This is a genomic window from Streptomyces pseudovenezuelae, assembly GCF_001513955.1.
Classification (GTDB): domain Bacteria; phylum Actinomycetota; class Actinomycetes; order Streptomycetales; family Streptomycetaceae; genus Streptomyces; species Streptomyces pseudovenezuelae.
In genome coordinates, this window is the sequence record NZ_KQ948152.1 from 496,644 (window position 1) to 520,032 (window position 23,389).

At 73.0% G+C, this 23,389-nt stretch carries 16 protein-coding genes; 9 read left to right on the plus strand and 7 right to left on the minus strand.

The window, feature by feature from the left end:
* The first annotated feature begins 19 nt into the window (after positions 1-19).
* The 4 genes from AQI94_RS36615 to AQI94_RS36630 all read left to right on the plus strand — a co-directional run bounded on the left by AQI94_RS36615 (position 20) and on the right by AQI94_RS36630 (position 8,138).
* Positions 20-715, plus strand: coding sequence for a GntR family transcriptional regulator (locus tag AQI94_RS36615; RefSeq protein WP_031057732.1), 696 nt, complete (start codon positions 20-22; stop codon positions 713-715).
* 203 nt (positions 716-918) lie between these two features.
* A complete protein-coding gene (locus tag AQI94_RS36620) occupies positions 919-2,448 on the plus strand; it encodes a hypothetical protein (RefSeq protein ID WP_031057728.1) in 1,530 nt (509 codons plus the stop codon).
* A gap of 91 nt (positions 2,449-2,539) precedes the next feature.
* The gene (locus tag AQI94_RS36625; protein WP_031057727.1) at positions 2,540-3,427 is read left to right on the plus strand and encodes a hypothetical protein; all 888 of its coding nucleotides are present in this window, start codon (positions 2,540-2,542) and stop codon (positions 3,425-3,427) included.
* A 37-nt stretch (positions 3,428-3,464) separates the two neighbouring features.
* On the plus strand, positions 3,465-8,138 hold the full coding sequence (locus AQI94_RS36630) for a hypothetical protein (RefSeq protein WP_062230147.1): 4,674 nt from the start codon (positions 3,465-3,467) through the stop codon (positions 8,136-8,138).
* 135 nt (positions 8,139-8,273) lie between these two features.
* On the opposite strand, the gene AQI94_RS36635 is transcribed toward AQI94_RS36630, so the two are convergent.
* On the minus strand, positions 8,274-8,813 hold the full coding sequence (locus AQI94_RS36635) for a hypothetical protein (protein WP_031052119.1): 540 nt from the start codon (positions 8,811-8,813) through the stop codon (positions 8,274-8,276).
* A 432-nt stretch (positions 8,814-9,245) separates the two neighbouring features.
* On the opposite strand from AQI94_RS36635, the gene AQI94_RS36640 reads away from it, so the two are divergent.
* From AQI94_RS36640 to AQI94_RS36655, 4 genes are all read left to right on the plus strand, one after another.
* A complete protein-coding gene (locus AQI94_RS36640; protein WP_062230155.1) occupies positions 9,246-12,269 on the plus strand; it encodes a sensor histidine kinase in 3,024 nt (1,007 codons plus the stop codon).
* Positions 12,266-12,688: a roadblock/LC7 domain-containing protein gene (locus tag AQI94_RS36645; RefSeq protein WP_031059231.1), complete on the plus strand. Its 423-nt coding sequence runs from the start codon at positions 12,266-12,268 to the stop codon at positions 12,686-12,688. The genes AQI94_RS36640 and AQI94_RS36645 overlap by 4 nt, the downstream gene beginning before the upstream one ends.
* Positions 12,689-12,697: 9 nt before the next feature.
* A complete protein-coding gene (locus AQI94_RS36650; RefSeq protein ID WP_031059234.1) occupies positions 12,698-13,093 on the plus strand; it encodes a DUF742 domain-containing protein in 396 nt (131 codons plus the stop codon).
* A gap of 399 nt (positions 13,094-13,492) precedes the next feature.
* Positions 13,493-14,098: a GTP-binding protein gene (locus AQI94_RS36655; protein ID WP_031059236.1), complete on the plus strand. Its 606-nt coding sequence runs from the start codon at positions 13,493-13,495 to the stop codon at positions 14,096-14,098.
* A 72-nt stretch (positions 14,099-14,170) separates the two neighbouring features.
* Here the strand turns inward: AQI94_RS36655 and glpK are convergent, their stop codons facing one another.
* The 5 genes from glpK to AQI94_RS36680 all read right to left on the minus strand — a co-directional run bounded on the left by glpK (position 14,171) and on the right by AQI94_RS36680 (position 20,305).
* Entirely contained in the window at positions 14,171-15,682 is a 1,512-nt protein-coding gene (glpK, locus tag AQI94_RS36660; protein WP_031059238.1) for a glycerol kinase GlpK, read from the minus strand.
* Between the two features lie 144 nt (positions 15,683-15,826).
* A complete protein-coding gene (locus tag AQI94_RS36665; RefSeq protein WP_031059239.1) occupies positions 15,827-16,552 on the minus strand; it encodes an MIP/aquaporin family protein in 726 nt (241 codons plus the stop codon).
* Positions 16,553-16,921: 369 nt separating this feature from the next.
* Positions 16,922-18,574 carry a GGDEF domain-containing protein gene (locus AQI94_RS36670; RefSeq protein ID WP_031059241.1) on the minus strand — a complete coding sequence of 551 codons (1,653 nt, stop codon included), beginning with the start codon at positions 18,572-18,574 and terminating at the stop codon, positions 16,922-16,924.
* 118 nt (positions 18,575-18,692) lie between these two features.
* On the minus strand, positions 18,693-19,883 hold the full coding sequence (locus AQI94_RS36675) for a lipid-transfer protein (protein ID WP_031059243.1): 1,191 nt from the start codon (positions 19,881-19,883) through the stop codon (positions 18,693-18,695).
* Entirely contained in the window at positions 19,880-20,305 is a 426-nt protein-coding gene (locus tag AQI94_RS36680) for a Zn-ribbon domain-containing OB-fold protein (RefSeq protein WP_031059245.1), read from the minus strand. Before AQI94_RS36680 ends, AQI94_RS36675 begins: the two co-directional genes overlap by 4 nt.
* A 135-nt stretch (positions 20,306-20,440) precedes the next feature.
* On the opposite strand from AQI94_RS36680, the gene AQI94_RS36685 reads away from it, so the two are divergent.
* On the plus strand, positions 20,441-20,977 hold the full coding sequence (locus AQI94_RS36685; protein ID WP_031059247.1) for an NUDIX domain-containing protein: 537 nt from the start codon (positions 20,441-20,443) through the stop codon (positions 20,975-20,977).
* Positions 20,978-20,980: 3 nt separating this feature from the next.
* On the opposite strand, the gene AQI94_RS36690 is transcribed toward AQI94_RS36685, so the two are convergent.
* Positions 20,981-23,347 carry a glycoside hydrolase family 31 protein gene (locus tag AQI94_RS36690; RefSeq protein WP_031059249.1) on the minus strand — a complete coding sequence of 789 codons (2,367 nt, stop codon included), beginning with the start codon at positions 23,345-23,347 and terminating at the stop codon, positions 20,981-20,983.
* Between the last annotated feature and the right edge of the window lie 42 nt (positions 23,348-23,389).

A 23,389-nucleotide genomic window follows, 5' to 3' on the forward strand; every position in this document is an offset into this window, starting at 1 on the left:
CTGCGGTTGAATTCCGGGCATGGCAGAGCAGTTGAGCGGACTGGCCGACGATCGCGCCCTCCTGGGCCGCACCAGCACGGCCGAGCGGGTCTCGGACATCCTCAGGAGCCGCATCGCCGAGGGCTACTTCCCGCCGGGGACACGCTTGTCGGAGGACAGCATCGGAGGGGCGCTGGGGGTCTCCCGCAACACCTTGCGCGAGGCGTTCCGGCTGCTCACTCATGAGCGACTGCTCGTCCACGAGCTGAACCGCGGTGTGTTCGTTCGGGTCCTGGCGGTCGAGGACGTGGAGGACATCTACCGCACCCGCGCGCTCGTGGAGTGCGCGGTCGTCCGCGGGCTGGGCGAGCCGCCGTACGCCCTGGACGCGCTCGCCGAGGCGGTCGAGGAGGGGCAGCGGGCGGTGCGCGAAGGTGACTGGAAAGCGCTGGGCACGGCCAATATCCACTTCCACCGCGAACTCGTCGCCCTCGCGGGCAGCGACCGCACCGACGAACTGATGCGCAGCGTTTTCGCCGAACTCCGCCTGGCCTTCCACGTCGCGGACGACCCCAAGGCCCTGCACGAGCCGTATCTGGCCCGCAACCAGCAGATCCTCGGCGCGCTCCAGGCGGGCGACAGGGAAGAGGCGGAACGCCTGCTCGCCGTCTACCTCGCCGACTCTCTGGGGCGAGTGGTCGAGGTGTACAGGCGAAGGGTGGGTGAGGACACCTAGTCAGGGGCGCGGGGCTGTCGAAGGGTGGGCGAGGACACCTAGTCAGGGGCGCGGGGCTGTTTCGATCTGCGGCTCCGCCGCGTGGGCGCGACCAGCCCCCACCGGCCCGCAGGCGACGAACAACAGGTGGTCGCCCGTCCCACCGCCGGAGGCGATCCGCGCCGTTTGGGGAGTTGTCAGACCTAGGACCTAGTCTGTGCACCGTGACTTCGCCTGCGACGACGGACAGCGTTCCGCCCCAGTTCAGCGCGGGGCCGCGCCCCGCACCGGGCCCGGCCGCCGACGAGGGACTGGCGCGCCGGCTGCGCGCGCTCGCCTGCACCGCGCCGCTGCACGACCTGGACACGCGCAAGGCCAATCTCGCGGGCGAGTACTCGGTGTACGGCATGGCCGAGGTGGCCCTCGCCGCCATCGACCTGGTCACCCTGAACATGGACTTCGACACCGGCGCCGACCACGACCAGGTCGTCGCCCGGCTCATCCCGCGCATCGCCGCCCAGGCCCCGCAGCGGCCCGTCGCCGAGCACGAGCGCGTGGCCCGCTGGGTCCTGGAGAACCTGATCAACGTCGGCAGCGTCGACCGCGGATTCCGCGCGGTCTACGGCACGTTCGCGCCGGACGGCACCTATGTCCGGCGTGACTACGACTTCAAGCTGATCGAGGAGGTGCCGGGCCCCGGCGGCTCGGTGTACCTCCGGACGACCGACGAGGCGGTCAACGTCCTTGTCGGCGCCCTCGACACCGACGTCACCAGCGCCCAGATCGCCGCCGAGGTCAAGCTGGAGGTGCTGATCAGCCGCGGCCGCCTCGCCGACGCCCAGCTCGCCGCCGAACAGGCCCGCTACCGGACCGTGCAGTACTCCGAGACCCTGCGCAGGGCCCTGGACGCCACCCGCCGCAATGTCCGGGCCGTGGACTGGCTCAACTCCGTGCCCGACATGATCGCCGAGGCGCTCGACCACGTCGCCGACCGGTACCGCCACGAGAACGCGATCCTGACCAACATCCGCAAGGCGCGGGACGAGTCCGAGGACCCCGAGCAGAAGCGGCGGGCCGCCGAGCTCGTGGACATCGTCAAGGACTGCATCCGGCGCCACACCCAGCTCCAGTCCCGCCTCCTGGAGGCGGGCCCGCTGTTCCGCGCCGAGCAGGACCGGCAGGCCTTCGCCACCCCCATGACGACATCGGGGACCGACCTGTACGGTCAGCTCTTCGCGCCGCTGCTGCCCTTGCCGCTGGAGCAGGCCACCCGGATCACCGACGCGTTCTTCGCGCGCGGGACCGGCCTGCGCACGCCGGTGTCGGTCCGGGTGGGCGATCTCGTCGACATACTGCTGACGCCCCCCATGGAGCGGGAACACCTGGGCGCGGAGATGCCGGAGCCGGACCTCATCGCCACGCCCGACGACAGCCGGTTCAGCGAGGAACAGCTGGCGGCCGCGAAGCGGTTGCTGGACCTGCCGGCGGACGCGCCGCGGCGGCTCTCGGGGCTGCTCGCGGAGGCCCGCGGGACCGGCGGATTCGATCTGGCCTATCTGGTGGCCCTGATGTCGATCCACGCGGCCAGCCCCTCCGTGGGCACCGCCTACCGCCAGGGCGAGGAGAAGCTGCTCTTCGCCGTGGACGACGGGACGGAACTGGACGATCCGGACTTCGGTGGCGCCGACCTCATCGTCGGCACAGCCCTGCTGGACGCCGCGGGGATGGCGGCGGACCGGACGGAAGCGGCATGAGTGAGGTCAGGCCGGGTGAAGGCGGCATCAGTGCCGTCGGGCCCGACGCAAGCAGCATGAGCCAGCGAGAGCGTGACAAGGAGCCCCAGCCGTGAGTGAGCAGGTCGAGTGGAGCGACCCGGAGGCCCCGACCCCGTCGGTGCCCGCCGCCGTCACCCCCGTCACCCCCGCCGACGCCGCCGACGCCGCTCGGCTCGTCGCCTTCGGGCTGCAGCCCAAACTGCAGCCCGCGCGGGACCAGGAGTACGCCGAGCTGCTGCGGCGCTACCGCGAGGACCCGCCCTTCGCGCGGCTCGCCGACGCCGTCGCCGCCGGGCTCGGACTGGTCGTGCTGGAAGTGTCCCCGCGCGCGGGGATGGCCGTGACCGCCGCCGAGGACTCCGTGTTCGCCGTCCGGATGGGGGACTACGCGCGTCGTACGTCCGCCGACGGCGGCGACCGGTTCCTGCACGGCCTCGCCCATCTCGCCGTCGCCGCCATGGCGTTCCCGCGGCCCGAGGACCTCGCCGACGACGGATACATCGGGCGGGTCTCGGTCAACGGCGTCGACGCCTTCGTACGCCAGGCCTGCCGGCGGCTGGAGGAGCGGGCCGAGGAGGTCGGCGAGAACACCGACCCGGCGACCGACGCTCCGGGCCTGGAGGCGGCCTGGCGGATCTGGGCGAGACGCAGCGCGGCCGGCGCGACCAAGGACGCCCGCCGGCTCGCGGGGTCCACGACCGGCATCGTCGGCAAGGCCGCCGCCTTCCTCACCGACTCCGGCTTCCTGCAGCGCACCGGGGACGACAACGGCGGTACCTACCGGACCACCGCTCGTTACCAGCTCCAGGTGCGCGACATGGCCGGAAGCGCCGCCATGGCCGAGCTCCTGGAACTGGGGGTCGTCCCGGTCACCGACGGCACGCCGACCCTGCTGCCCGCCGAGGCCGGCGACGACCTGGAGCTGGCGGCCGATGCCGGGCTGCCGTTCCACTCCTGAACCTCCCTGACCTGCCGAAGACTTACGAGAGTCCGCCATGTACGAGCTGTCCCGGGTCCGCCTCTACTCCATCGGTCCCGCCGGTGCGCGCTACGCCGACACCGTGCTTGACCTGCGCGGCGTCGGCGCGGAAGTACCCGACCCCGCGCCCACCCAGGCGGAGTTCTTCGAGGAGGAGCCCGTCGGCCCGCCGCGCCGGCCCGCGCCCGCCGGAGTGCTCTTCCTGGAGAACGGCGGCGGCAAGTCCGTCCTGCTCAAGCTGATCTTCTCGGTGATGCTGCCGGGCCACCGGAACACGCTCGGCGGCGCCAGCTCCGGTGTGCTGCGCAAGTTCCTGCTGGCGGACGACTGCGGGCACGTGGCCCTGGAGTGGCAGCACACCCTGACCGGCGAGTGCGTCGTCGTCGGCAAGGTCAGCGAGTGGCGGGGGCGCCAGGTCTCCAACGACCCGCGGAAGTTCGCCGAGGCCTGGTACTCCTTCCGGCCCGGACCCGGGCTCAGCCTCGACAACCTGCCCGTCGCCGAGTCCACCGCCGTACGGCCGCCCGCCGAGGGCCAGTCGGCCGCACAGGGCCGCCGCCGCACCATGAAGGGCTTCCGGGACGCCCTCACCGAGGCGGGCAAGGCGTATCCGCATCTGGAGGTGCACTGGGAGGAGATCCACGACCGCTGGATCGAGCACCTCGGCGACCTCGGTCTGGACCCCGAACTCTTCCGCTACCAGCGGGAGATGAACGCCGACGAGGGCGAGGCCGCCGGCCTGTTCGCGGTGAAGAAGGACTCCGACTTCACCGACCTGCTGCTGCGCGCCGTGACCGACACCCGCGACACCGACGGCCTCGCCGACTTGGTCAGCGGGTTCGGCAACAAGCTGGGGCGCCGCGCCGAACTCATCGCCGAACGGGACTTCACCGCGGGCTCCGTGGACCTGCTGGGCCGGATCGTCGAGGCCGCCGAGGCACGCTCACGCGCGCGTGACATCCACGCGGGCGCCGAGCGCCGTACCCGGACACTGGCCCGACGGCTGTCCGCGCGGGGCGTCCAGGAGCGGGTACGGGCGGCGGACCTGGCCCAGCGGGTCACCGCGGCCGCCTACGCCGTCACGCACGCCGAGGCGGGCCGCGAACGCAGTGCGCTGATCGCCGCCGAACTCGCCTACCGGCACGCCTCCCTGGCGCTCGCCGCCGCCGAGAAGTCGGCCGCGGCCCAGAAGCGCGAACTCGCCGAGGCGCGCACGCTGCACTCCGCGTGGCAGGCCGCCGAGGCCGTACTGCGCCACCGCGCCGCCGCCGACCGGGTCGCGCGCGTGGCCGTCGCCATCCAGGAGGCCGAACGGGACGCGGCCCCCGCGCTAGCCGCCCGTGCCAAGGCCGCCGTCGATCTCGTACGGGCCCTGCACACGGCAGCCGAGGGCGCCGAGACACTCGCCAACGAGGAGGAGGAGCGGTCCGCCGCGCTCCAGGACGTCAGCGAGTCGGCCCACCGGGACTCCACGTCGGCCGCCACCGAGGCGCAGCGCGCCCGCAGCGAGATCGGCCATCTGCGTCAGCGGCTGAGCGAGGTCGAGCAGGAGACCGCCGAGGCGGTGCGCGCGGGCTGGCTCGACGACAGTGCCCCCGACGCGGACCCGGCCCGCGCGGCCCTCGCCGCGAGCGATGCCGAGAAGACGGCGGTCGCCGCCTGGGACACCGCCCGCGAGGCCGCCAACCGGACCGCCGAGCACGCACGCGAGGCGGCCGCCGCCGAATCCCGGGCGGAGCTCACGGCCGCCCGCGCCGAGGACGCGGCCACGGCGGCCGCGCGGTCCTACGAGGCCGAGCGGCGGCTGGCCGAGGGACTGGCGGGGGAGGAGCGGCTGGCGGAGCTGCTGAGCCTGACCGGGACCTCCACGGCCCTACCGGGACCGCGCGCGGGGGCCGAGGGCGCGAGGAAGGGCGGCGCGGCCGGGCACGAGCATGCCGACCCGCACCCCGGCTCCACGGGTGCCACCGACGCCGGTCTCACCCCCGAGGACCTCGACCGGTTCGCCGACGAACTGCGCGAACTGCTCGACGACTCCGTCTCCGCGGCCGAGCGCCAGCTCTTCGAACTGCGTACGGCCGCCGCCGACGACTCCCGGATCCTCAGCGCCCTCGGTGACGGCGGGCTCCTGCCACCCGGGCCGGACGTGCTGGCCACGGTCGAGTTCCTCGGCGAGAACGGCATCCCCGCGCTGCCCGGCTGGCGCTACCTCGCCCAGGCAGTCGACCCCACCGACCACGCGCGCGTGCTGGCCGCCCGGCCGGAACTGGTCGACGGCGTGATCATCACCGACCCCGACACCCACGCGCGCGCCCGTGAGGCGCTGAACGACGCGGCACTCCTCCCGCGCTCCGCCGTCGCCGTCGGCACGGCCGCCGCGCTGCTCGCGCCGACCCCGGCGACCGATTCCCAGGGCGCCGACGTCTTCCTCGTGCCGCCGAACCCGGCCATGCACGACGAACACGCCGCCGACGAGGAGCGCCAGGCGCTGCGCGCGCGGGCCGGCGAGCGGGACGAGGAGATCCGGTCGCTCGCGGCCCGCCTCGGCAAGGACCGCGAACTGGCCGCCCGGCTCGCCTCCTGGCGCACCGGCTGCCCGGCCGGCCGGCTCGTCGAACTGGCGCAGGCCGCCCGGGACACGCGCGTGTTCGCCGAGGAGTCGGAGGCCGAGCTGGCCGAGGCACGCACGGTACGGGTCGAAGCCGACGAAGCCGCCGCCGAGGCCGCACAGACCCGTGACGAGCGGCAGGAAGCCGCCCAGAAGGCCAGGCGCGCCGCCGACGCCCTCGCCGGGCTGGCCTACCGCCTGCGCGAGCGGGCCGGCTGGCAGGCCAAGCTGCGCGAACTGGCCGACGAGGCCACCGAGTCGGAAGCCCGCGCCCAGACCTGTCTGGAGCGTGCCCGGGCCGCCGACGAGGACCGGCGCGGGGCCCAGCGGGCCGCCGACGACGCCCGCCGCACCGCGCGTGCGCTGCGCGCCGAGCGCGCCGAGATCGCCGGCGCCCCCGACGACGTACCGGACAGCGACCCGGACGCCTCCAAGTCGTCGCTGCCCGCGCTCCGCGAGGCCTACCGGGCCGCCTCCCAGCTGTACGAGAAGGTGGGGGTCGGGGCCGACCTGCGGGCCGAGCAGGCTCGGGCGGAGAGCGACGAGAGCGCGGCTCTCGCCGAACTGGACCGGCTGAGCAACAAGGTCCGCACCCGCGCGGGGCAGTTGCTCCAGTCGCCCGACGGCTCCGACGGGCCCTCCCGGCAGGCCGCCGCCGCCCGTGCGGAGGAACTGGTGCAGCTCCTGGAGACCCGGGTGTCGACCGCGAGCGAGCAGCTCGGGCGGTTGCGCGGTGAGGCCGAGCGGCACGCGCCCGAGGACGGCGAGGCGCACACCGGGTTGACGCCCGAGCTGGAGCCGCGCGACGCCGAGCACGCACAGGCCCTGCTGCGCACCGCCACCGGCGAACTGGCCTCCCGCACCGAGGCGTTGGCGCAGGCCAGGGAGGCGCACGCGGAACTGCTCGGCGCCCACCGGGCCGCCGAGGACGCGGCGGGCGGCTTCGACGAGATCGCCGCGATGCTGCGCGACCTGCTGCGCGAGCACGCCATGGACGACGAGCAGGACGAGCAGGAAGCGTACCCCGGCAGCCCCGAGGAGGCGCGACAGGCCGCCGCCGAGGCCCGCCGGTCGCTGCGCGGCTGTGCCGCCGACCTCTCCGCCGCCGAGTCCGCCGTGCGCGAGGCCAGTGACGTACTCGTGCGGCACGCCAACTCCACGCGCTACGAGCAGGTCCGCACCCCCGCGCGGCAGCAGATCCGTGAGCTGCCCGCTTCCGCCCTGCCCGAGCACGCCCAGAAGTGGGCGGACGCCTTCGCCCCCCGACTGCGGGTGCTGACCGACGAGTTGGCGCAGCTGGAGCGGAACCGGGACTCGATCGTGGACCGGCTGCGGGGGCTCGTGGAGTCCGCTCTCGCCACGCTCAGGTCCGCCCAGCGGCTGTCCCGGCTGCCGGAAGGGCTCGGCGAGTGGTCCGGGCAGGAGTTCCTGCGGATCCGCTTCGACGAGCCCGACCAGGCGACGCTGACCGAGCGGCTCGGCGAGGTGATCGACGAGGCGACCAGGGCCGCGGTGAAGAAGAACTCCGACCTGCGGCGGGACGGGATGTCCCTGCTGCTGAGGGGAGTCGGGGCGGCGCTCCAGCCCAGGGGAGTGGCCGTGGAGATCCTCAAGCCGGACGCCGTGCTGCGGGCCGAGCGGGTGCCCGTGGGACAGATGGGTGACGTGTTCTCCGGCGGTCAGCTGCTGACCGCGGCCATCGCGCTGTACTGCACGATGGCGGCCCTGCGGTCCAACGACCGGGGCCGGGACAAGCACCGGCACGCGGGGACGCTGTTCCTGGACAACCCCATCGGCCGCGCCAACGCCACGTATCTGCTGGAGCTCCAGCGGGCCGTGTCCGACGCGCTGGGTGTCCAGCTCCTCTACACCACAGGCCTGTTCGACACGACCGCACTCGCCGAGTTCCCCCTGGTCATCCGCCTGCGCAACGACGCGGACCTCAGGGCCGGTCTGAAGTACATCAGCGTGGAGGAGCACCTCCGCCCCGGTCTGCCGCAGCAGCCGCAGGCGGGGGAGGCGGGGCACAGCGAGATCACGGCCACCCGGATGTTCAAGCGTCCGGCGCCCGTGACTCCGTAAGGGGCGCGGGGCCGCGTCCGAGCCCCACCATCACGGAGCCTTCGGCCCGGTCGCGCTCGCCGGTGCCGAAGGCACGAGTGATCAGGCCGTCAGGGCCGGGCCCTCAAGGGGTCAGGCCTTCTCGGGGTCAGGCCTTCAGGGGTGGGACAGCTGCCCCGTGCCGCCGCCCTGACGCCGTATCCGCTCCTGGGCGCGCTCCGTGATCCGCGCCTGCCGCCGGGCCTTGCGCCGCTCACGCCGCAGCGCACGCGCGGTGCTGCTCGGGGTCGACACCACGCCGTGGCGCTGGTTCCACACCTGACGGGTCACCCAGACGTCCACGGCGGCCCAGGTGGCCACCACGGTGCTGACCACACTGCTCAGCACCATCGGGAACGCCAGCCAGGACCCGGCCAGGGTGCACAGGAAGGCCACCATCGCCTGCAGCAGGGTCACCGCGATGATGAGCACCGCCCGCACCGCGGAGGTCCGCACCGGATCCGGCAGCCGACGCCTGCGCGCGGGCTCCTCGACCCACAATGGCCGGTACGCCTCCTCCCGGGCCGCGGCGCGCCTGCGGGGCCCGTCGGGCTCCGCCGATATGCCGGGAACCCGAGGCCCGGTGCGCCGGGGCGCCGCCGGACTCGCTGTACCCGCGCCGATTCCCGGCGCCTCCTGCCGTTCCGCCGTGCCCATCACCGTGTCACTCCCCACCGCCGGCAGACCCTTCGTCCCGGTGTTCGTGAAACCGGGCCTCAAGGGTGGCTGCCCGGCTTGCGCTGCTTTACGCCGCCCAGTTGCAGATGCGGCTCCTGTGGCCGAATCCACCGCCATTTCCCGAAGAGAAGGACGAACAAAACCCCTTCAAGATTCCCCCGCGACGTCAAAGAAACGAAAAAATCCAGCCAACCCCCCACCCTGGCCGATCGGTTCCGGTCCGATACGCCCCACCTGGGAGCAGGAGGCAATCTCCCGCAATGGGAGGACAAGCACCCATCTCTCGATACCGCGGCAGAAGTTCGGGTTCCGGACGCAACTTCGAGTTACGCGTGCGTCGGTAGTAGGCTCGCGCCGTTTGTTGACGTACATGTGTACCCCCGGCCGGCGGGGGTCGAGCTGGGGGAGGCCATGCGCTTTCGCGGGAAGTCCATCCGCCGGAAGATCGTGGCGCTGCTTCTCGTGCCGCTGGTGTCCCTGGTCGCGGTGTGGGGCTTCGCCACGGTGCTGACGGGACGTGAGGTCGCCCGGCTCTTCCAGGTGTCCACGGTCACGGAGAAGCTCGGTTATCCCATCGAGGACACCGTGCGCGTGCTCCAGCAGGAACGCCGCCAGACGCTCGTCTACCTGGCCGATCCGCGCGCGTCGGACGCCCTGTCCGCGCTGCGCGGCACGAGGAGCGCCTCGGACGACGCCATCGCCAAGTTCCGCCGGAACGCGCACGATCCCGACGTTCGCGACGGTCTGGATCAGGACGACGACGACCGCCTCACCGCCGTCCTGGACGCGTTCGACGGCATCGACTCGCTGCGCCGCAGTGTCGAGGACGGCACCGTCACCAGGTTCCAGGCCCTCGACCAGTACAACCGCCTCGTCGACCCCGCCTACGCCCTCCTGGCCACCCTCGACGGCATCGACAACGTGGAACTGGACAAGCAGTCCCGCGCGCTGGTCAACATCACCCGTGCCCGCGAACTGCTCTCCCGCGAGGACGCCCTCCTCGGTTCCGGTCTCGTGGTGGGCAAGCTCACCCGCGACGAGATCCGCGACGTCTCCGACCTCGTCTCCCAGCGGACCCTGATGTACGACGTCAGCCTGGGCGTCCTGCCGGCCTCCGAGCGCGAGCGCTACGAGCGTTTCTGGAAGAACGCCGGCACCGCTCCGCTGCGCTCCGCCGAGCAGTCCGTCTCCACCGCCGAGCCCGGCACGACCGGCGGCGTCAGCGCCAAGAGCTGGGACGCCGCGGCGGGCAGCGTGCTCGACGAACTCGCCAAGCTCGACGACCAGGCGGGCGACCGCCTCCAGGACCGCGTCCGGCCCGACGCGATGGGCGTCATCATCAAGGCGGCCGCGGTCGGCGTCCTCGGTCTCATCGCCCTGCTCTTCTCGCTTGTGCTGTCCGTCCGCGTCGGCCGTGGCCTCATCCGCGACCTGCGGCAACTGCGTCTGGAGGCCCACGAGGCCTCCGGCGTGCGGCTGCCCAGCGTGATGCGCCGCCTGTCCGTGGGCGAACAGGTCGACATCGAGACCGAGGTCCCGCGCCTGGAGTACGACAAGAACGAGATGGGCGAGGTCGGCCAGGCCCTCAACACCCTCCAGCGCGCCGCCGTCGAAGCCGCCGTGAAGCAGGCCGAGTTGCGCGCCGGGGTCTCCGAGGTCTTCGTCAACCTCGCCCGGCGCAGCCAGGTCCTGCTGCACAAGCAGCTCACCCTGCTCGACACGATGGAGCGCCGCACCGAGGACACCGACGAACTCGCCGACCTGTTCCGGCTCGACCACCTGACGACCCGTATGCGCCGGCACGCCGAGGGGCTGGTGATCCTCTCCGGCGCGGCCCCCTCCCGGCAGTGGCGCAAACCCGTCCAGCTCATGGACGTCGTCCGCGCCGCCGTCGCCGAGGTCGAGGACTACGAGCGCATCGAGGTGCGCCGGCTGCCCAGGGTGGCCGTGACCGGCCCGGCCGTCGCGGACCTCACCCACCTCGTGGCCGAACTCCTGGAGAACGCCACGGTGTTCTCCCCGCCGCACACCGCCGTCCAGGTCCTGGGCGAGCGCGTCGCCAACGGCTTCACCCTGGAGATCCACGACCGCGGACTCGGCATGGCCGCCGACGCGCTGCTGGACGCCAACCTGCGGCTCGCCGAGACACCGGAGTTCGAGCTGTCCGACACCGACCGGCTGGGGCTGTTCGTGGTCAGCCGGCTCGCCCAGCGGCAGAACGTCAGGGTCTCGCTGCAGCCTTCGCCGTACGGCGGCACGACGGCGGTCGTCTTCATCCCCGACGCGCTGCTGACCGACGACGTCCCCGACACCAACGGCATCGGCTTCCGCCTCGACCGGCCCCGGCCGTCGAAGGAGGCCGAACTGGAGCAGGCCCAGCGCGTCTCGCTCACCCGGGGACCGGCCCAGCTGTCGGGCATGCCGCCCGCGATCCTGGACGGGCCGGTCGAACTGGAGGCTCCCGTCGACCTGGACACCCTGAGCGACCTGCCGGGCGTCCTGGAATCCGAGGACAGCGAGCGCGGCGGACTGTTCCGGCCGCGCCGCTCCCTGGCCCAGGTCGACGACGAACCCCCCGGAACCGACGGGGCGGACCTGGACGGAGGAGCGGACGCCCCGGTGTCCTTGTCCCGGCGCCGCGCTCCCAAGCTGGTCAGCTCCCACGGCCGCCCGGTCACCGACGAGCGGCCGGGGCGCGAGGAGACGGACCAGCGGCCGGCGATCGGCCCGGGCGTCTCCCGGTCCCAGCCCACCCCCGCGCCGGGGTCCGCGCGCTCCGAACCCCCGACGCTGCCGAGCCGGCGCCGTGCCGCGGCCCTGCGCCGGAGCACCGGCGTGGCCGACCGCCACGACGGACTGACGGACACACCGGGCCCCTCGGCATCCCCGAGCCGTGAACTCGGCGGAGGCCCCGCGGCCCCCGGCCTGCCCCGGCGCACCCGGCGTGCCGAGATCGCGTCGAGCGGCCCGGCCGCGGACGACCCGGCCGGCGGCGCCGACCATGGCCCGGACTCGGGTACGTCCGCTCTCGGCGCCGTGGGTCCCGTCTCGGAAGCCCTCGGCAGGGGTGGTGCGACCGACTCCGCGCCGGGCGGGGTCGTACGGCCCGGCTGGGGCGAGGGAGGTGCCTCCGGAGCGTCCGGCTCGGGCAGGCCGCCTCTCGGCGCCGCCCGCGGGCCCGTGGAGGCCGGCTCGGGCACCGCTCCGCTGCCCCGCCGGGTACGCCAGGCCAACCTGGCCCCGCAGCTCAAGCAGGCCCCGGAGCGCCGCCCCCAGAACCAGGCGGAGCCCGCGGAGCGCGACGCCGACGAGGTACGCAGCCGCATGGCCTCGCTCCAACGGGGCTGGCAGCGTGGCCGTGAGGAGAACGCCGAGGGCGACGACCCGTCCGGCGGCACAGCACCACAACGAACGACTAAGGGGGACGGTCGATGACCGCACCGAAGGCGACCGACAAGTCCGGCGAGCTCAACTGGCTCCTCGACGACCTGGTGGAGCGCGTCGCGAGCATCCGCAAGGCCCTCGTGCTCTCCAGCGACGGCCTCCCGACCGGCGTGTCCATGGACCTCACGCGCGAGGACAGCGAGCACCTCGCCGCCGTGGCGTCCGGGTTCCACAGCCTGGCCAAGGGCGTGGGCCGGCACTTCGAGGCGGGCAGCGTCCGGCAGACGGTGGTGGAACTGGACGACGCCTTCCTGTTCGTGACGGCCGCGGGTGACGGCAGCTGCCTCGCCGTCCTCTCGGACGCCGACTCGGACGTGGGTCTCGTCGCGTACGAGATGACGCTCCTGGTCAAGCGGGTCGGTGTGCATCTCAGTGCCGCCCCGCGCACCGATCTGCCTCAGGGCGGGTAGTGAGATGACATGAGCACAGACGGTCAGGGAAGAAGCCACTGGTTCGACGACGACGCCGGACCGGTGGTCCGTCCGTACGCCATGACGCGTGGTCGCACCACAAGTGCAGGCCAGCACCGCCTCGACCTGATCGCGGTCGTCGTGGCCGAATCCCACGCGGACGATCCGGAAGGGGACCACTCGCTGTCCCCGGAGCACGTGGACATCGTCGACCTCTGCCGGGACACCCCCCAGTCGGTCGCCGAGCTGTCCTCCGAACTCGACCTGCCCATCGGGGTCGTACGGGTCCTCATCGGAGACCTCGTCGCCTCGGAGTGGGTCCATGTGAACCGTCCGGTGCCGCCCGCGGAGCTGCCGGACGAGAGCATCCTGCGCGACGTGATCAACGGCCTCAGGGCCCTGTGACCGGCCGGCCTCGGGGCGCGCATGCCCCGGCCGGTCCGCGGCCGGGACCGGCAGACCCTGCCGATATGATCTGACTGATCGTCGACGACCACCCGCGGACGGCAGACCACTGGCCCGCGGCCACGGTCGCGAGCAGTGCGATCGGAGAGACGGACGTGACGACAGGCCGGCAGTTCCGGGTCGACCGAAGCGGCAGCCGCAGCGAGCTCGTCCCGCTACGCCCTGCCGTCCGCCGTCGCCCTCGCATCGTGCCCCCGCCTCCACCGACGTCCCCGAAGTCCTGGAGCGGCAACTGCCCGTACGGCTCGACGCGTTCGCGACCCGGCCGCGTCGGCCCGGCGCGGAGGCCATGGCTCGTCGGCGCCCCAACACCCCCCCAGCAAGCAGGAGACGAGACCAATGATCTTCGGGCGTTCTGAGCGCGGCAAGCCGCCGGTCGAGCCCGTCACGCTCAAGATCCTGGTGGCCGGCGGCTTCGGCGTGGGCAAGACCACGTTCGTGGGCGCGGTCAGCGAGATCAGGCCGCTGCGCACCGAGGAACTGCTGACCGAGGCGGGCCGCCCCGTCGACGACACCAGAGGCGTGGAGAGCAAGCGCACCACCACCGTCGCCATGGACTTCGGGCGGATCACCCTGCGCGAGGACCTGGTGCTGTACCTGTTCGGCACGCCCGGGCAGGAGCGGTTCTGGTTCATGTGGGACGAGCTCTCCGAGGGTGCCCTCGGAGCCGTCGTGCTCGTCGACACCCGCCGCCTGGAGGACTGCTTCGCCGCCGTCGACTACTTCGAGCGGCGCTCCATCCCCTTCCTCGTGGGCGTCAACTGCTTCGAGGGAGCGGCCCGTTACCCCGAGGAGGCCGTACGGCAGGCCCTCGACCTCGACGAGGACGTCCCCGTCGTGCTGTGCGACGCCCGGGACAAGCAGTCCGTCAAGGACGTACTCGTGGGCGTCGTCCAGCACGCGATGGCGTACTCGGCGCGGCACCGCCAGAGCGTCACGACCTGAGACGACGGGTGCGGCCCGTACCCCCGCCGACAGGGGTACGGGCCGCGGCTCGACGGCACTGCGCGCGCGTGCCTAGTTCTCGCCCTCCTCCTCCCAGCCGAAGCTCTTCTCCACGGCCTTGCGCCAGTTGTGGTACTGGCGGTCCCGGACGGACGCCTCCATGTCCGGCGTCCACTCGACGTCCTTCTGCCAGTGGGCCTTCAGCTCGTCGAGGTCGTTCCACACTCCTGTGGCGAGCCCGGCCGCGTACGCGGCGCCGAGGCATGTGGTCTCGGAGACCTTCGGCCGCACCACCGGCACGTCGAGCACATCCGACTGGTGCTGCATGAGCAGGTTGTTCTTGGTCATGCCGCCGTCCACCTTCAGGGTGGTGATCCGCACCCCGGAGTCCTGGTACATGGCGTCCACGACCTCACGCGTCTGCCAGCTCGTCGCCTCCAGCACGGCCCGCGCGAGGTGCGCCTTGGTGACGTACCGCGTCAGGCCGGTGACGACCCCGCGCGCGTCCGAACGCCAATAGGGCGCGAACAGGCCGGAGAAGGCGGGCACGATGTACGCGCCGCCGTTGTCCTCGACACTGGCCGCGAGCGGCTCGATCTCGTCGGCGGTACGGATGATGCCGAGCTGGTCGCGGAACCACTGGACCAGGGCGCCCGTGATGGCGATGGACCCCTCCAGGCAGTAGACGGGCGCCTCACCGCCGATCTTGTAGCCCATCGTCGTGAGCAGGCCGTTTTTCGACGGGACCGGCCGGTTGCCCGTGTTGAGCAGCAGGAACGAGCCCGTGCCGTACGTGTTCTTGGCCGTGCCCACGTCGTAGCAGGCCTGCCCGAACACCGCGGCCTGCTGGTCGCCCAGCGCCGACGCCACGGGCACACCCGAGAGCTGGCCGACCGCGGTGCCGTAGACCTCGGCGGACGACCGGATCTCGGGCAGCACGGCCTCGGGCACGTTCATCGCGGACAGGATGGACTGGTCCCACTGGAGCGTCTCCAGGTTCATCAGCATGGTCCGCCCGGCGTTGGTCACGTCCGTGACGTGCCGGCCGCCGTCCGTACCGCCGGTGAGGTTCCAGATCAGCCAGGAGTCCATGGTGCCGAAGGCGATCTCGCCGTTCTCGGCACGCGCGCGCAGTCCCGGCACGTTGTCGAGCAGCCAGGCCGCCTTCGGCCCCGAGAAGTAGGTGGCCAGCGGCAGTCCGGTCTGCTCGCGGAAGCGGTCCTGGCCGTCCGCGCCGCCGAGCCGGCGGGTCAGGGCCGCGGTCCGGGTGTCCTGCCAGACGATCGCGTTGTGCACCGGCTTGCCCGTGGCGCGGTCCCACAGGACCGTCGTCTCGCGCTGGTTGGTGATACCGAGCGCGCTGAGCTGGTCGGCGCGCAGCCCGGCCTTCGCGATCGCGCCGGCGACCACGGCCTGCACCTTGGACCAGATCTCGGTGGCGTCGTGCTCCACCCAGCCGGGCTTGGGGAAGATCTGGCGGTGCTCGCGCTGGTCGACGGCCACGATCGCGCCGTCCTGGTTGAAGATGATGCAGCGGCTGGAGGTGGTGCCCTGGTCGATGGCGGCAACGAACTTGTCCGTCATGACGTCCCCTTCGTCGGTTCCTGCACGAGCTTCGTTTCACGAGGGCTGCGTTTGCCGGAGGGCTGCGTTTCCAAAAGACGTGTTTCACACGGGCGGGTCTCAGAAGGCCTTGTCCCAGCGGGTCTTGACTCAGGCGGCCGTGTCTCAGAAGGCCGCGTTGAAGATCACCCCGGACAGGGCCCCGCCGATCAGCGGTCCCACCACCGGGATCCACGCGTAACCCCAGTCCGAGGTGCCCTTGTTGGGGATCGGCAGCAGGGTGTGGACGATGCGCGGGCCCAGGTCACGGGCCGGGTTGATGGCGTATCCGGTGGGCCCGCCGAGCGACAGGCCGATGCCGACCACCAGGAAGGCGACGACGAGGACCGCGGTCCCGGACTCGCCCAGGCCCTTGGTGAGTCCGAAGGCCAGGATCGGCAGGACCAGGCCGACGGTCGCGATGATCTCCGTGACCAGGTTCGCCACCGGATTGCGGATCGCCGGGGCGGTGGAGAAGATCCCGAGCGTGGGCTGGGCGAGCTCCTCCTCGGCGTTGGCCCGGAACTGCGCGTAGTAGGTCAGCCAGCACAGGACCGCCCCGAGCATGGCGCCGACCATCTGCCCGGCGATGTAGACCGGCACCTGGTCCCAGTCCCCGGTGTCGACGGCGATCCCGATCGTGACGGCGGGGTTGAGATGCCCGCCGGACAGCGGCGCGGCCGTGTACGCCCCCGCCAGCACGCCGAAGCCCCAGCCGAACGCGATGACGACCCAGCCGGCGTCCTTCGCCTTGGAGTAGTTGAGTACGACGGCGGCGACCACGCCGGCGCCGAAGAGGATCAGGATCGCCGTACCGATGACCTCACCGAGGAATACGTCTCCGTTGCTCATGGCGGCTCCTAGGCCCTGGCCCGGGACGTTCCCGCCCCGGTCCCGTGCAGGGTTGCGGTTCCCTTGGCGAACTGCCGAGGCCAGGGAGGATCCCGCGCCCCGCCCGGCGTCCGCGACGAGCGTGCCGTCGCAGCCGAATCGCCTGTGGGGGTATGGGCCGTGGCTCGTGAGGGGCCCGCGCGGCGTGGTGCCTGGAACGCCGAGAATGTACGGCGATGTCGACCGACACCCGAAGTGTTCACCGGGCCCCGGGGAGCGTCAAGGTCGCCGACGGCAACGGTTGGGGCGGTCGCCCGAACCGACTTGCTCGACCGGCTCGGGACCGGCCGAGCCCCTTTCGAGCCGGGCGCCGCCTCGCCGGACGCTCCGTCAGCCCCTCCCCGGCTCCGCCACCGCATACCCCGCCGAAGGCGCCTGGGGCCCCGTCCCGCGCCGGATCTCGTGCCCCGGCAGTCCTGCCCGCCCCACGACCCAGCTCGGGCCGCTGAGCGCCTTGGCGGCCTTCTTCAACGGCGCCAGACAGGCGGCCGCCTCCCGATGGTCCGCCACACTGCCCGGCAGGCACACCACGGTGGCCAGGGACAGCGTCACCTGCAGCCCGCCCGCGGCCCAGGGCGCGTCCAGCACGGCGGCGGCCTGCGGAGGCAGTTCCTCCGGATCTGACAGCACCAGGAAGTCGTCCCCGCCGATGTGCCCCACGCGCGCGGTGCCGACCGCCGAGCGCAGCAGCGTCCGTCCCACCTCACGGATCAGCTCGTCGCCCGCCGCGAAGCCCGCCCCGTCGTTGACCTGCTTGAAGTGGTCGATGTCCAGCCAGCTCAGCGCGAACGTCCGGCCGACGGCGATACGCCGGTCCACCTCGTCCGTGATCGCGTCCGAACCGGGCAGCCGCGTCAGCGGGTTGAGGCCGGCCGCCTCCTCCACCCGGGTCTCGCTCAGCGCCCGTACCAGATCCGCGAGCCGCACGACTCCCACGCAGCGGCCGAACCGGTCGACCACGGCGACGTCGTCCGACGTACGGTCCCGGTCCCCGACGGCGACCACGTCCAGGACCTCCCAGGCGGTCGCGTCGACGCCCACCGTCCGCGGCGGATCGCCGAGTTTGGCCGCGGGGCGGTCGGCGTACAGGGCGTGTCCGTAGCGCCCCGACATCGACAGCAGGAAGCGGGACCGGTGCACCGAGCGGAACGGCACCCCCTGCCGGTCCACGAGCAGCACCCCGGACACGTCGGGCGACCCGGTCAGCAGGGCCCGCACCTGCCCCGCGGACGCGGTGGCCGGCAACAGGGCGGCGGGGCGCACGAACTCCCGTACCGAGGGACCGGACCGCGGGGGCGCCGCATCGGCGGGGGAGCGGGGCGGAACGTACACCTCCGCCGCGGGCAGCCGGGACGGCGGCGCGAACAGCGCGCCCTGCGCCAGCTGCGCACCGGCCGACAGCGCGGCCTCGTACTGCAGTTCCGTCTCCACGGCCTCCACGCACAGGAGCGCTCCCAGCTCGTCGCACAGGGTCCGCATCGCCCGCACCGCCGAGGGCCGGACCAGCAGCGACGCGTCCAGCTTCACGAGGTCGGGAGACATGTCGACAAGGAGTCTCAGGGGTACGTCCCCGTCGCCCACGCCGTCCGCGCTGATCCGGAAACCCTGCTCCCGCAGTTCGGCGAGCGCCTCCAGCAGTGCCTGGTGCGGCACATGCGTGTACGGCGGCCCCACGTCGAGCGTGACCTCCCACGGCAGCCGCCCCACGTCCCGCACCGCGTGGTGCAGCGGGGTGAGGCCGCCGAGGTCGGCGAGCGTGCCCGCGAACACGTTGACGTGCAGCGGCAGCAGGGTTTCCCTGCGCGCCGCCGCCCTCAGCGCCAACACGGCGAGCTGTCCGTCCAGTTCGGGGTCGCGGCGGGCCTCCGCGAGGATGTCGCCGCTCTCCGGGCGCGCGAGTATCTCCAGCCCGGCGACTCCGCCGGTGGCCAGATTGACCACAGGTTGGAACGCGAAGCGGAGAGTGTCCATCCAGGAGCGCACGGGAGCATGATGGCGCCCGGCGACCACGCCCAAGCCCAGTTCACGAGACGTTCACGCAGGATTCCCGGGTGCTCACACAGCGTAGGGGAAACCCTTTCTCCGGACCCGGCCCGGCCGGTCATCTCACCGCGATCACCGCCGACCCGTGCCCGAACAGCCCCTGGTTCGCGGTGATTCCCGCCCGTGCGTGCTCCACCTGGCGGTCGCCCGCGGCACCTCGCAGCTGCCAGGTGAGCTCACACACCTGGGCGATCGCCTGGGCCGGCACCGCCTCGCCGAAGGAGGCGAGCCCACCACTCATGTTGACGGGTATGCGCCCGCCGGGCGCTGTCGCTCCCTCGCGCAGGAGCTTGGCGCCCTCGCCCTGCCCGCACAGCCCGAGGTCCTCGTACCACTGCAACTCCAGGGCGGTGGACAGGTCGTAGACCTCCGCGAGGGAGAGATCCTCCGGCCCGAGCCCCGCCTCCTCGTAGGCCGCGCGCGCGATCGACGCCCGGAACGTCTCGGCGGCGGGCTCCACCCCGGCGGCGGAGTCCGTCGCGATGTCCGGCAGATCCAGCACCGTGTTCGGATACGTCGGTGTGACCGTCGACACCGCCCTGATGCGCACGGGCTCGGTCACGCCCCGGCGACGCGCGAACTCCAGGCTGGAGAGCACCAGCGCCGCCGCGCCGTCGGAGGTGGCGCAGATGTCGAGCAGCCGCAGCGGATCGGCGACCACGGCGGAGGCCGCGACCTCTTCCGCGGTCACCCGCTTGCGGTAGCGCGCGTTCGGATTCAGCGCGCCCAGAGCCGAGTTCTTCACCTTGACCTGCGCGAAGTCCTCCACCGTGTCGCCGTGCACCGCCATGCGCCGGCGCGCGTACAGCCCGAAGTAGGTCGGATTGGTCGCGCCGAGAATCCGGAACCGCAGCCAGTCCGGGTCGTCGGGGCGGTCGCCGCCCGCGGGCCGGAAGAACCCCTTGGGAGCGGCGTCGGCACCCACCACGAGCACCACGTCGGCCAGTCCCGCCAGGATCTGCGCCCGCGCGGCGGCCACCGCCTGCGCCCCGGACGCGCAGGCCGCGTACACGCTGGCGACCCGGGCCCCCTGCCAGCCCAGCGCCCTGGCGAAGGTCGCCCCCGCCACATGGCCCGGATAGCCGCCCCGCACGGTGTCCGCGCCGACGACCGAACCGACGTCCCGCCACTCCAGGCCGGCGTCGGCCAGGGCCGCGCGAGCCGCCGCCACGCCGTACTCGACGAAGCCGCGCCCCCACTTGCCCCATGGGTGCATGCCCGCGCCGAGCACCGCCACCTCTCCCGTCATGCCGTCACCCCCGTCGGCCGCCACCGCCACGTCGTCCAGACCGTCTCCCCGTCCTCATGGAGCACCCCGGGGACGACCTCCACCTCCGCGCCCACGGCCAGATCGGCGACGGTGACCCCGGGAACCGCCTGCCCCAGCACCACGATCCGCTCGGCGGCCAGCTCCACAGCGATCAACGTGCACGGCTCCCACGGAAGTTCCGGATCGGTCACATACGGTGACGGAGGCCGGTACCGGCTGTCCGTGTACGACCAGACCCGGCCGCGCCGCGAAAGGGGAATCTCCGCCAGATCGCCACCGGCGCATCCGGGGTTGCGGCACCAGTTGTCCTCACGCGGGAAGAAGACCGAGACGCAGGCGGAGCAGCGGGTTCCGAGCAGTGTGAAGTCGTCTGCGTCACCGGCGAACCACCCGGCGACCACAGGTGTGTGCGTGCGCGGCACAGGCCCTCCCCTGCCGAGATCTGACGGGTCGTCAGAAGTGTGGCACGGGCGGCCGCAAAGCGGCAGAGGGCCCGGCGGAACCGGAACAGCTGATGATCGGATACAGTCCGCGGCGTGTCCGAAACTCAGCACTCCACCCCCAACTCCACGCCCGGCTCCCACTGTTCGAGCTGCGGAGCGCCCTACGGAGAGGGTGTCGCGGGCTGGCCCCGCACCTGTCCCGTGTGCCACACCGTCGCGTACCGCAACCCCCTGCCGGTCGCCGTCGCACTCCAGCCCGTGTACGACACCCAGGGCACCGCCCTGGTCGTCATCACCCGAACCGTGGCACCCGCGCGCGGAGGCATCGCGCTGCCCGGCGGCTTCATCGACGACCGCGAGGACTGGCGGCACGCCCTGGTCCGCGAGCTCAAGGAAGAGACCGGCATCGAGTCGGCCGCCCGCGACGTACGGCTCGTCGACGCACTGAGCTCGCCCGACGGCCACCTTCTGCTGTTCGGGGCGCTGCCGGAGCGTCCCGCCGAGGGTCTCCCGCAGTCCGCGGCCACGGACGAGACGGAGGGCTGGCACCTCCTGCGCCGGGCGGAGGAACTCGCCTTCCCGCTGCACACGCTGGCCGTCCGGGCCTGGTTCGAGGGCCGCTACCTCTGACTCTCAGCGCGCTCCCGGTCCGCGCAGCCGCACCGGGTGGGACGGCTCGCTCAAGCCGTCCTCGCCCTCCCGCTGGACGACCAGCTTCCGACCCTCCCAGCGGGCGACGTAGCGTTCGATCTCCGGTTCGTCCCAACCGTCGCCCGCATCCCGGACGACCAGCCCGCCCCCGCTCCGTCCCCGGGCGGGAGCCCACACCTCCAGCTCGATCCCGCCGTCGTCCCCCCGCACCGGAATGACGGCGCCCGCGCGCGCGAGCACCGGGATCCGCGACAGCGGGGCGTCGACCAGGACCTGTCCCGGCCCCTCGTACACCTGCTCCGTGGCCGTGTCGTACCAGCGCCCCCGCGGCAGCTGCACCGCACGCTGGTCGCTGCCCGGATCGAGCACCGGGGCCACGAGCAGGCTGTCACCGAGCAGGAAGGCGTCCTCGCAGTCCCGCAGGGCGCGGTCCTCGGGCACGGACCACCACAGGGGCCGTACATAAGGCGCTCCGGTACGCCGGGCCAGTTGCGCGAGCGTCATGAAGTACGGCAGCAGCCGCCGGCGTTCCACGAGCGCCACGCGTGCGTGCTCCAGCACCTCGGCCCCGAACTCCCACGGCTCCCTGCGCCCGGCCCGCAGGCCCGCGTGGGTACGGAACAGCGGCAGATAGGCGCCGAGCTGGAACCAGCGCAGATACAGCTCGGGCGAGGGGTGCCCGTCGTAGCCCCCCACATCCGGACCCGAGTACGGCACCCCGCACAGCCCGAGCCCCATCACGAGCGACAGCGAGGCCCGCAGGCCCGGCCAGCCGGTGGCCACGTCACCGGACCAGGCGCCCCCGTACCGTTGTATGCCGGCCCAGCCGGAGCGCGAGAACAGGAACGGCCGCTCGCCGGGCACCAGCTCGCGCAGACCCTCGTAACCCGCCCGGGCCATGCACAGCGCGTAGACGTTGTGCGCCTCCTGATGGTCGCCGCCGCGGCCCTCCAGGGCGTGTCTGGCCGACCGCGGCAGGGTGGACTCACCGAACGCGTTGAAGGACGTGGGCTCGTTCATGTCGTGCCAGAAGCCCGCGAACCCCGCCGCGAGCCGCTCCTGGTAGAGGCGACCCCACCACGCACGCACACGCGCGTGCGTGAAGTCCGGATAGAGCGCCTCCCCGGGCCACACGACCCCCTTCACGAGCCGACCCGCCGCGTCCCGCACGAAGGCGTCCTCGGCCGTCCCGCTGTCGTGGACGGCGTTGCCGGGCGCCGCCTTGACCGCCGGGTCGACGATCGACACCAGCCGGATCCCGTCCCGCAGCAGCTCCCCGGCCAGTTGGGGCAGCTTGGGAAAGCGCTCCTGGTCGACCGTGAACACCTGGTGCTCGTCGTAGTGGTCGATGTCCAGGTGGACGGCGTCGAGCGGCAGACCCCGCTCCTGGTAGCCGGCGACGATCCGCCGGACCTCCTGCTCGCTGCCGAAGCCCCAGCGGGCGTGATGATGGCCGAGCGCCCAGGACGGCGGCAGCGCGGGCGCACCGGTCAGCGAGGCCCAGGCGAGCAGCACGCGCGCGGGAGTGCCCACCATCACCCAGCAGCGCAGCGGACCGCCGGTCATCCGCAGCTCGGACATCCCCACCCGGTCGTGCCCGGAGCCGGCCCCCTCCTCGCCCTCCCGCAGGGTCACGGTGCCGTCCCACGAGGTGTCGTGGAACACGAGATGGGTGGCGGCGTCGGCCACCACCAGCTGCACCGGCATCGTGACGTACAGGGGATCATCGCCCGGCCCGAAGGCCCGGCCGGGGTCGGTGTTCCACAGCCGATACGTTCCGTCCCGCAACCGGGGCCCCGAGGCCCGTCCCCCCAGCCCGAAGAACCGGGCGTCGGCGGCCACCTCCGACCGTTGCATCCAGCGCGCCTCGCCCCCGGCCACCGGTTCCCACCAGCGGGGCGGCAGATCCCGGCGCAGGGTCACCCCGCCGGGCGTACGCACCTCGACCGCTCCGTGCCGCGACACCATGACCGTGGCCCGCTCGGCGACGACCCGCCAGCCGCCGTCCTTGTCCGGCTCCAGGACCGCCCGGGGATCCGGCTCCGGGCAGCGGCCCGCGAGCGCGTACGACGGCTCCGGCCCGGCGCCGTCCCACCCCCAGAAGACCGCCCCGTTCACCGCGACGACGATCCGCAGCTCGGAGCGGCTGAACCGGACGACACCCCCGCCGGGAGCCGGCTCCGCGTCCTGCACCTGCCCCGGCACCCGGGCCCGCTCGGCCCCCCGCGCCGGCAGCCCGATCGCGTCGGTACGCCTCCTGCGCCACGCGGCCCGCACGGTACGCAACCCCTGGGGCGCCCCCGCCGAACCGAACGCCTTCACCGAACGCACCAGGTCACGACCGTTCATGCTGCTCACCCTGCCACTCACCGCCCCACCCGTGGGTGCCGT

Excerpts from the sequence above, each read along its gene's own strand:
- AQI94_RS36615 (WP_031057732.1), top strand. The coding sequence starts at position 20 with ATGGCAGAGCAGTTGAGCGGACTGGCCGACGATCGCGCCCTCCTGGGC.
- AQI94_RS36630 (WP_062230147.1), top strand. The coding sequence starts at position 3,465 with ATGTACGAGCTGTCCCGGGTCCGCCTCTACTCCATCGGTCCCGCCGGT.
- AQI94_RS36635 (WP_031052119.1), bottom strand. The coding sequence starts at position 8,813 with ATGGGCACGGCGGAACGGCAGGAGGCGCCGGGAATCGGCGCGGGTACA.
- AQI94_RS36640 (WP_062230155.1), top strand. The coding sequence starts at position 9,246 with ATGCGCTTTCGCGGGAAGTCCATCCGCCGGAAGATCGTGGCGCTGCTT.
- AQI94_RS36645 (WP_031059231.1), top strand. The coding sequence starts at position 12,266 with ATGACCGCACCGAAGGCGACCGACAAGTCCGGCGAGCTCAACTGGCTC.
- AQI94_RS36650 (WP_031059234.1), top strand. The coding sequence starts at position 12,698 with ATGAGCACAGACGGTCAGGGAAGAAGCCACTGGTTCGACGACGACGCC.
- AQI94_RS36655 (WP_031059236.1), top strand. The coding sequence starts at position 13,493 with ATGATCTTCGGGCGTTCTGAGCGCGGCAAGCCGCCGGTCGAGCCCGTC.
- glpK (WP_031059238.1), bottom strand. The coding sequence starts at position 15,682 with ATGACGGACAAGTTCGTTGCCGCCATCGACCAGGGCACCACCTCCAGC.
- AQI94_RS36665 (WP_031059239.1), bottom strand. The coding sequence starts at position 16,552 with ATGAGCAACGGAGACGTATTCCTCGGTGAGGTCATCGGTACGGCGATC.
- AQI94_RS36675 (WP_031059243.1), bottom strand. The coding sequence starts at position 19,883 with ATGACGGGAGAGGTGGCGGTGCTCGGCGCGGGCATGCACCCATGGGGC.
- AQI94_RS36690 (WP_031059249.1), bottom strand. The coding sequence starts at position 23,347 with ATGAACGGTCGTGACCTGGTGCGTTCGGTGAAGGCGTTCGGTTCGGCG.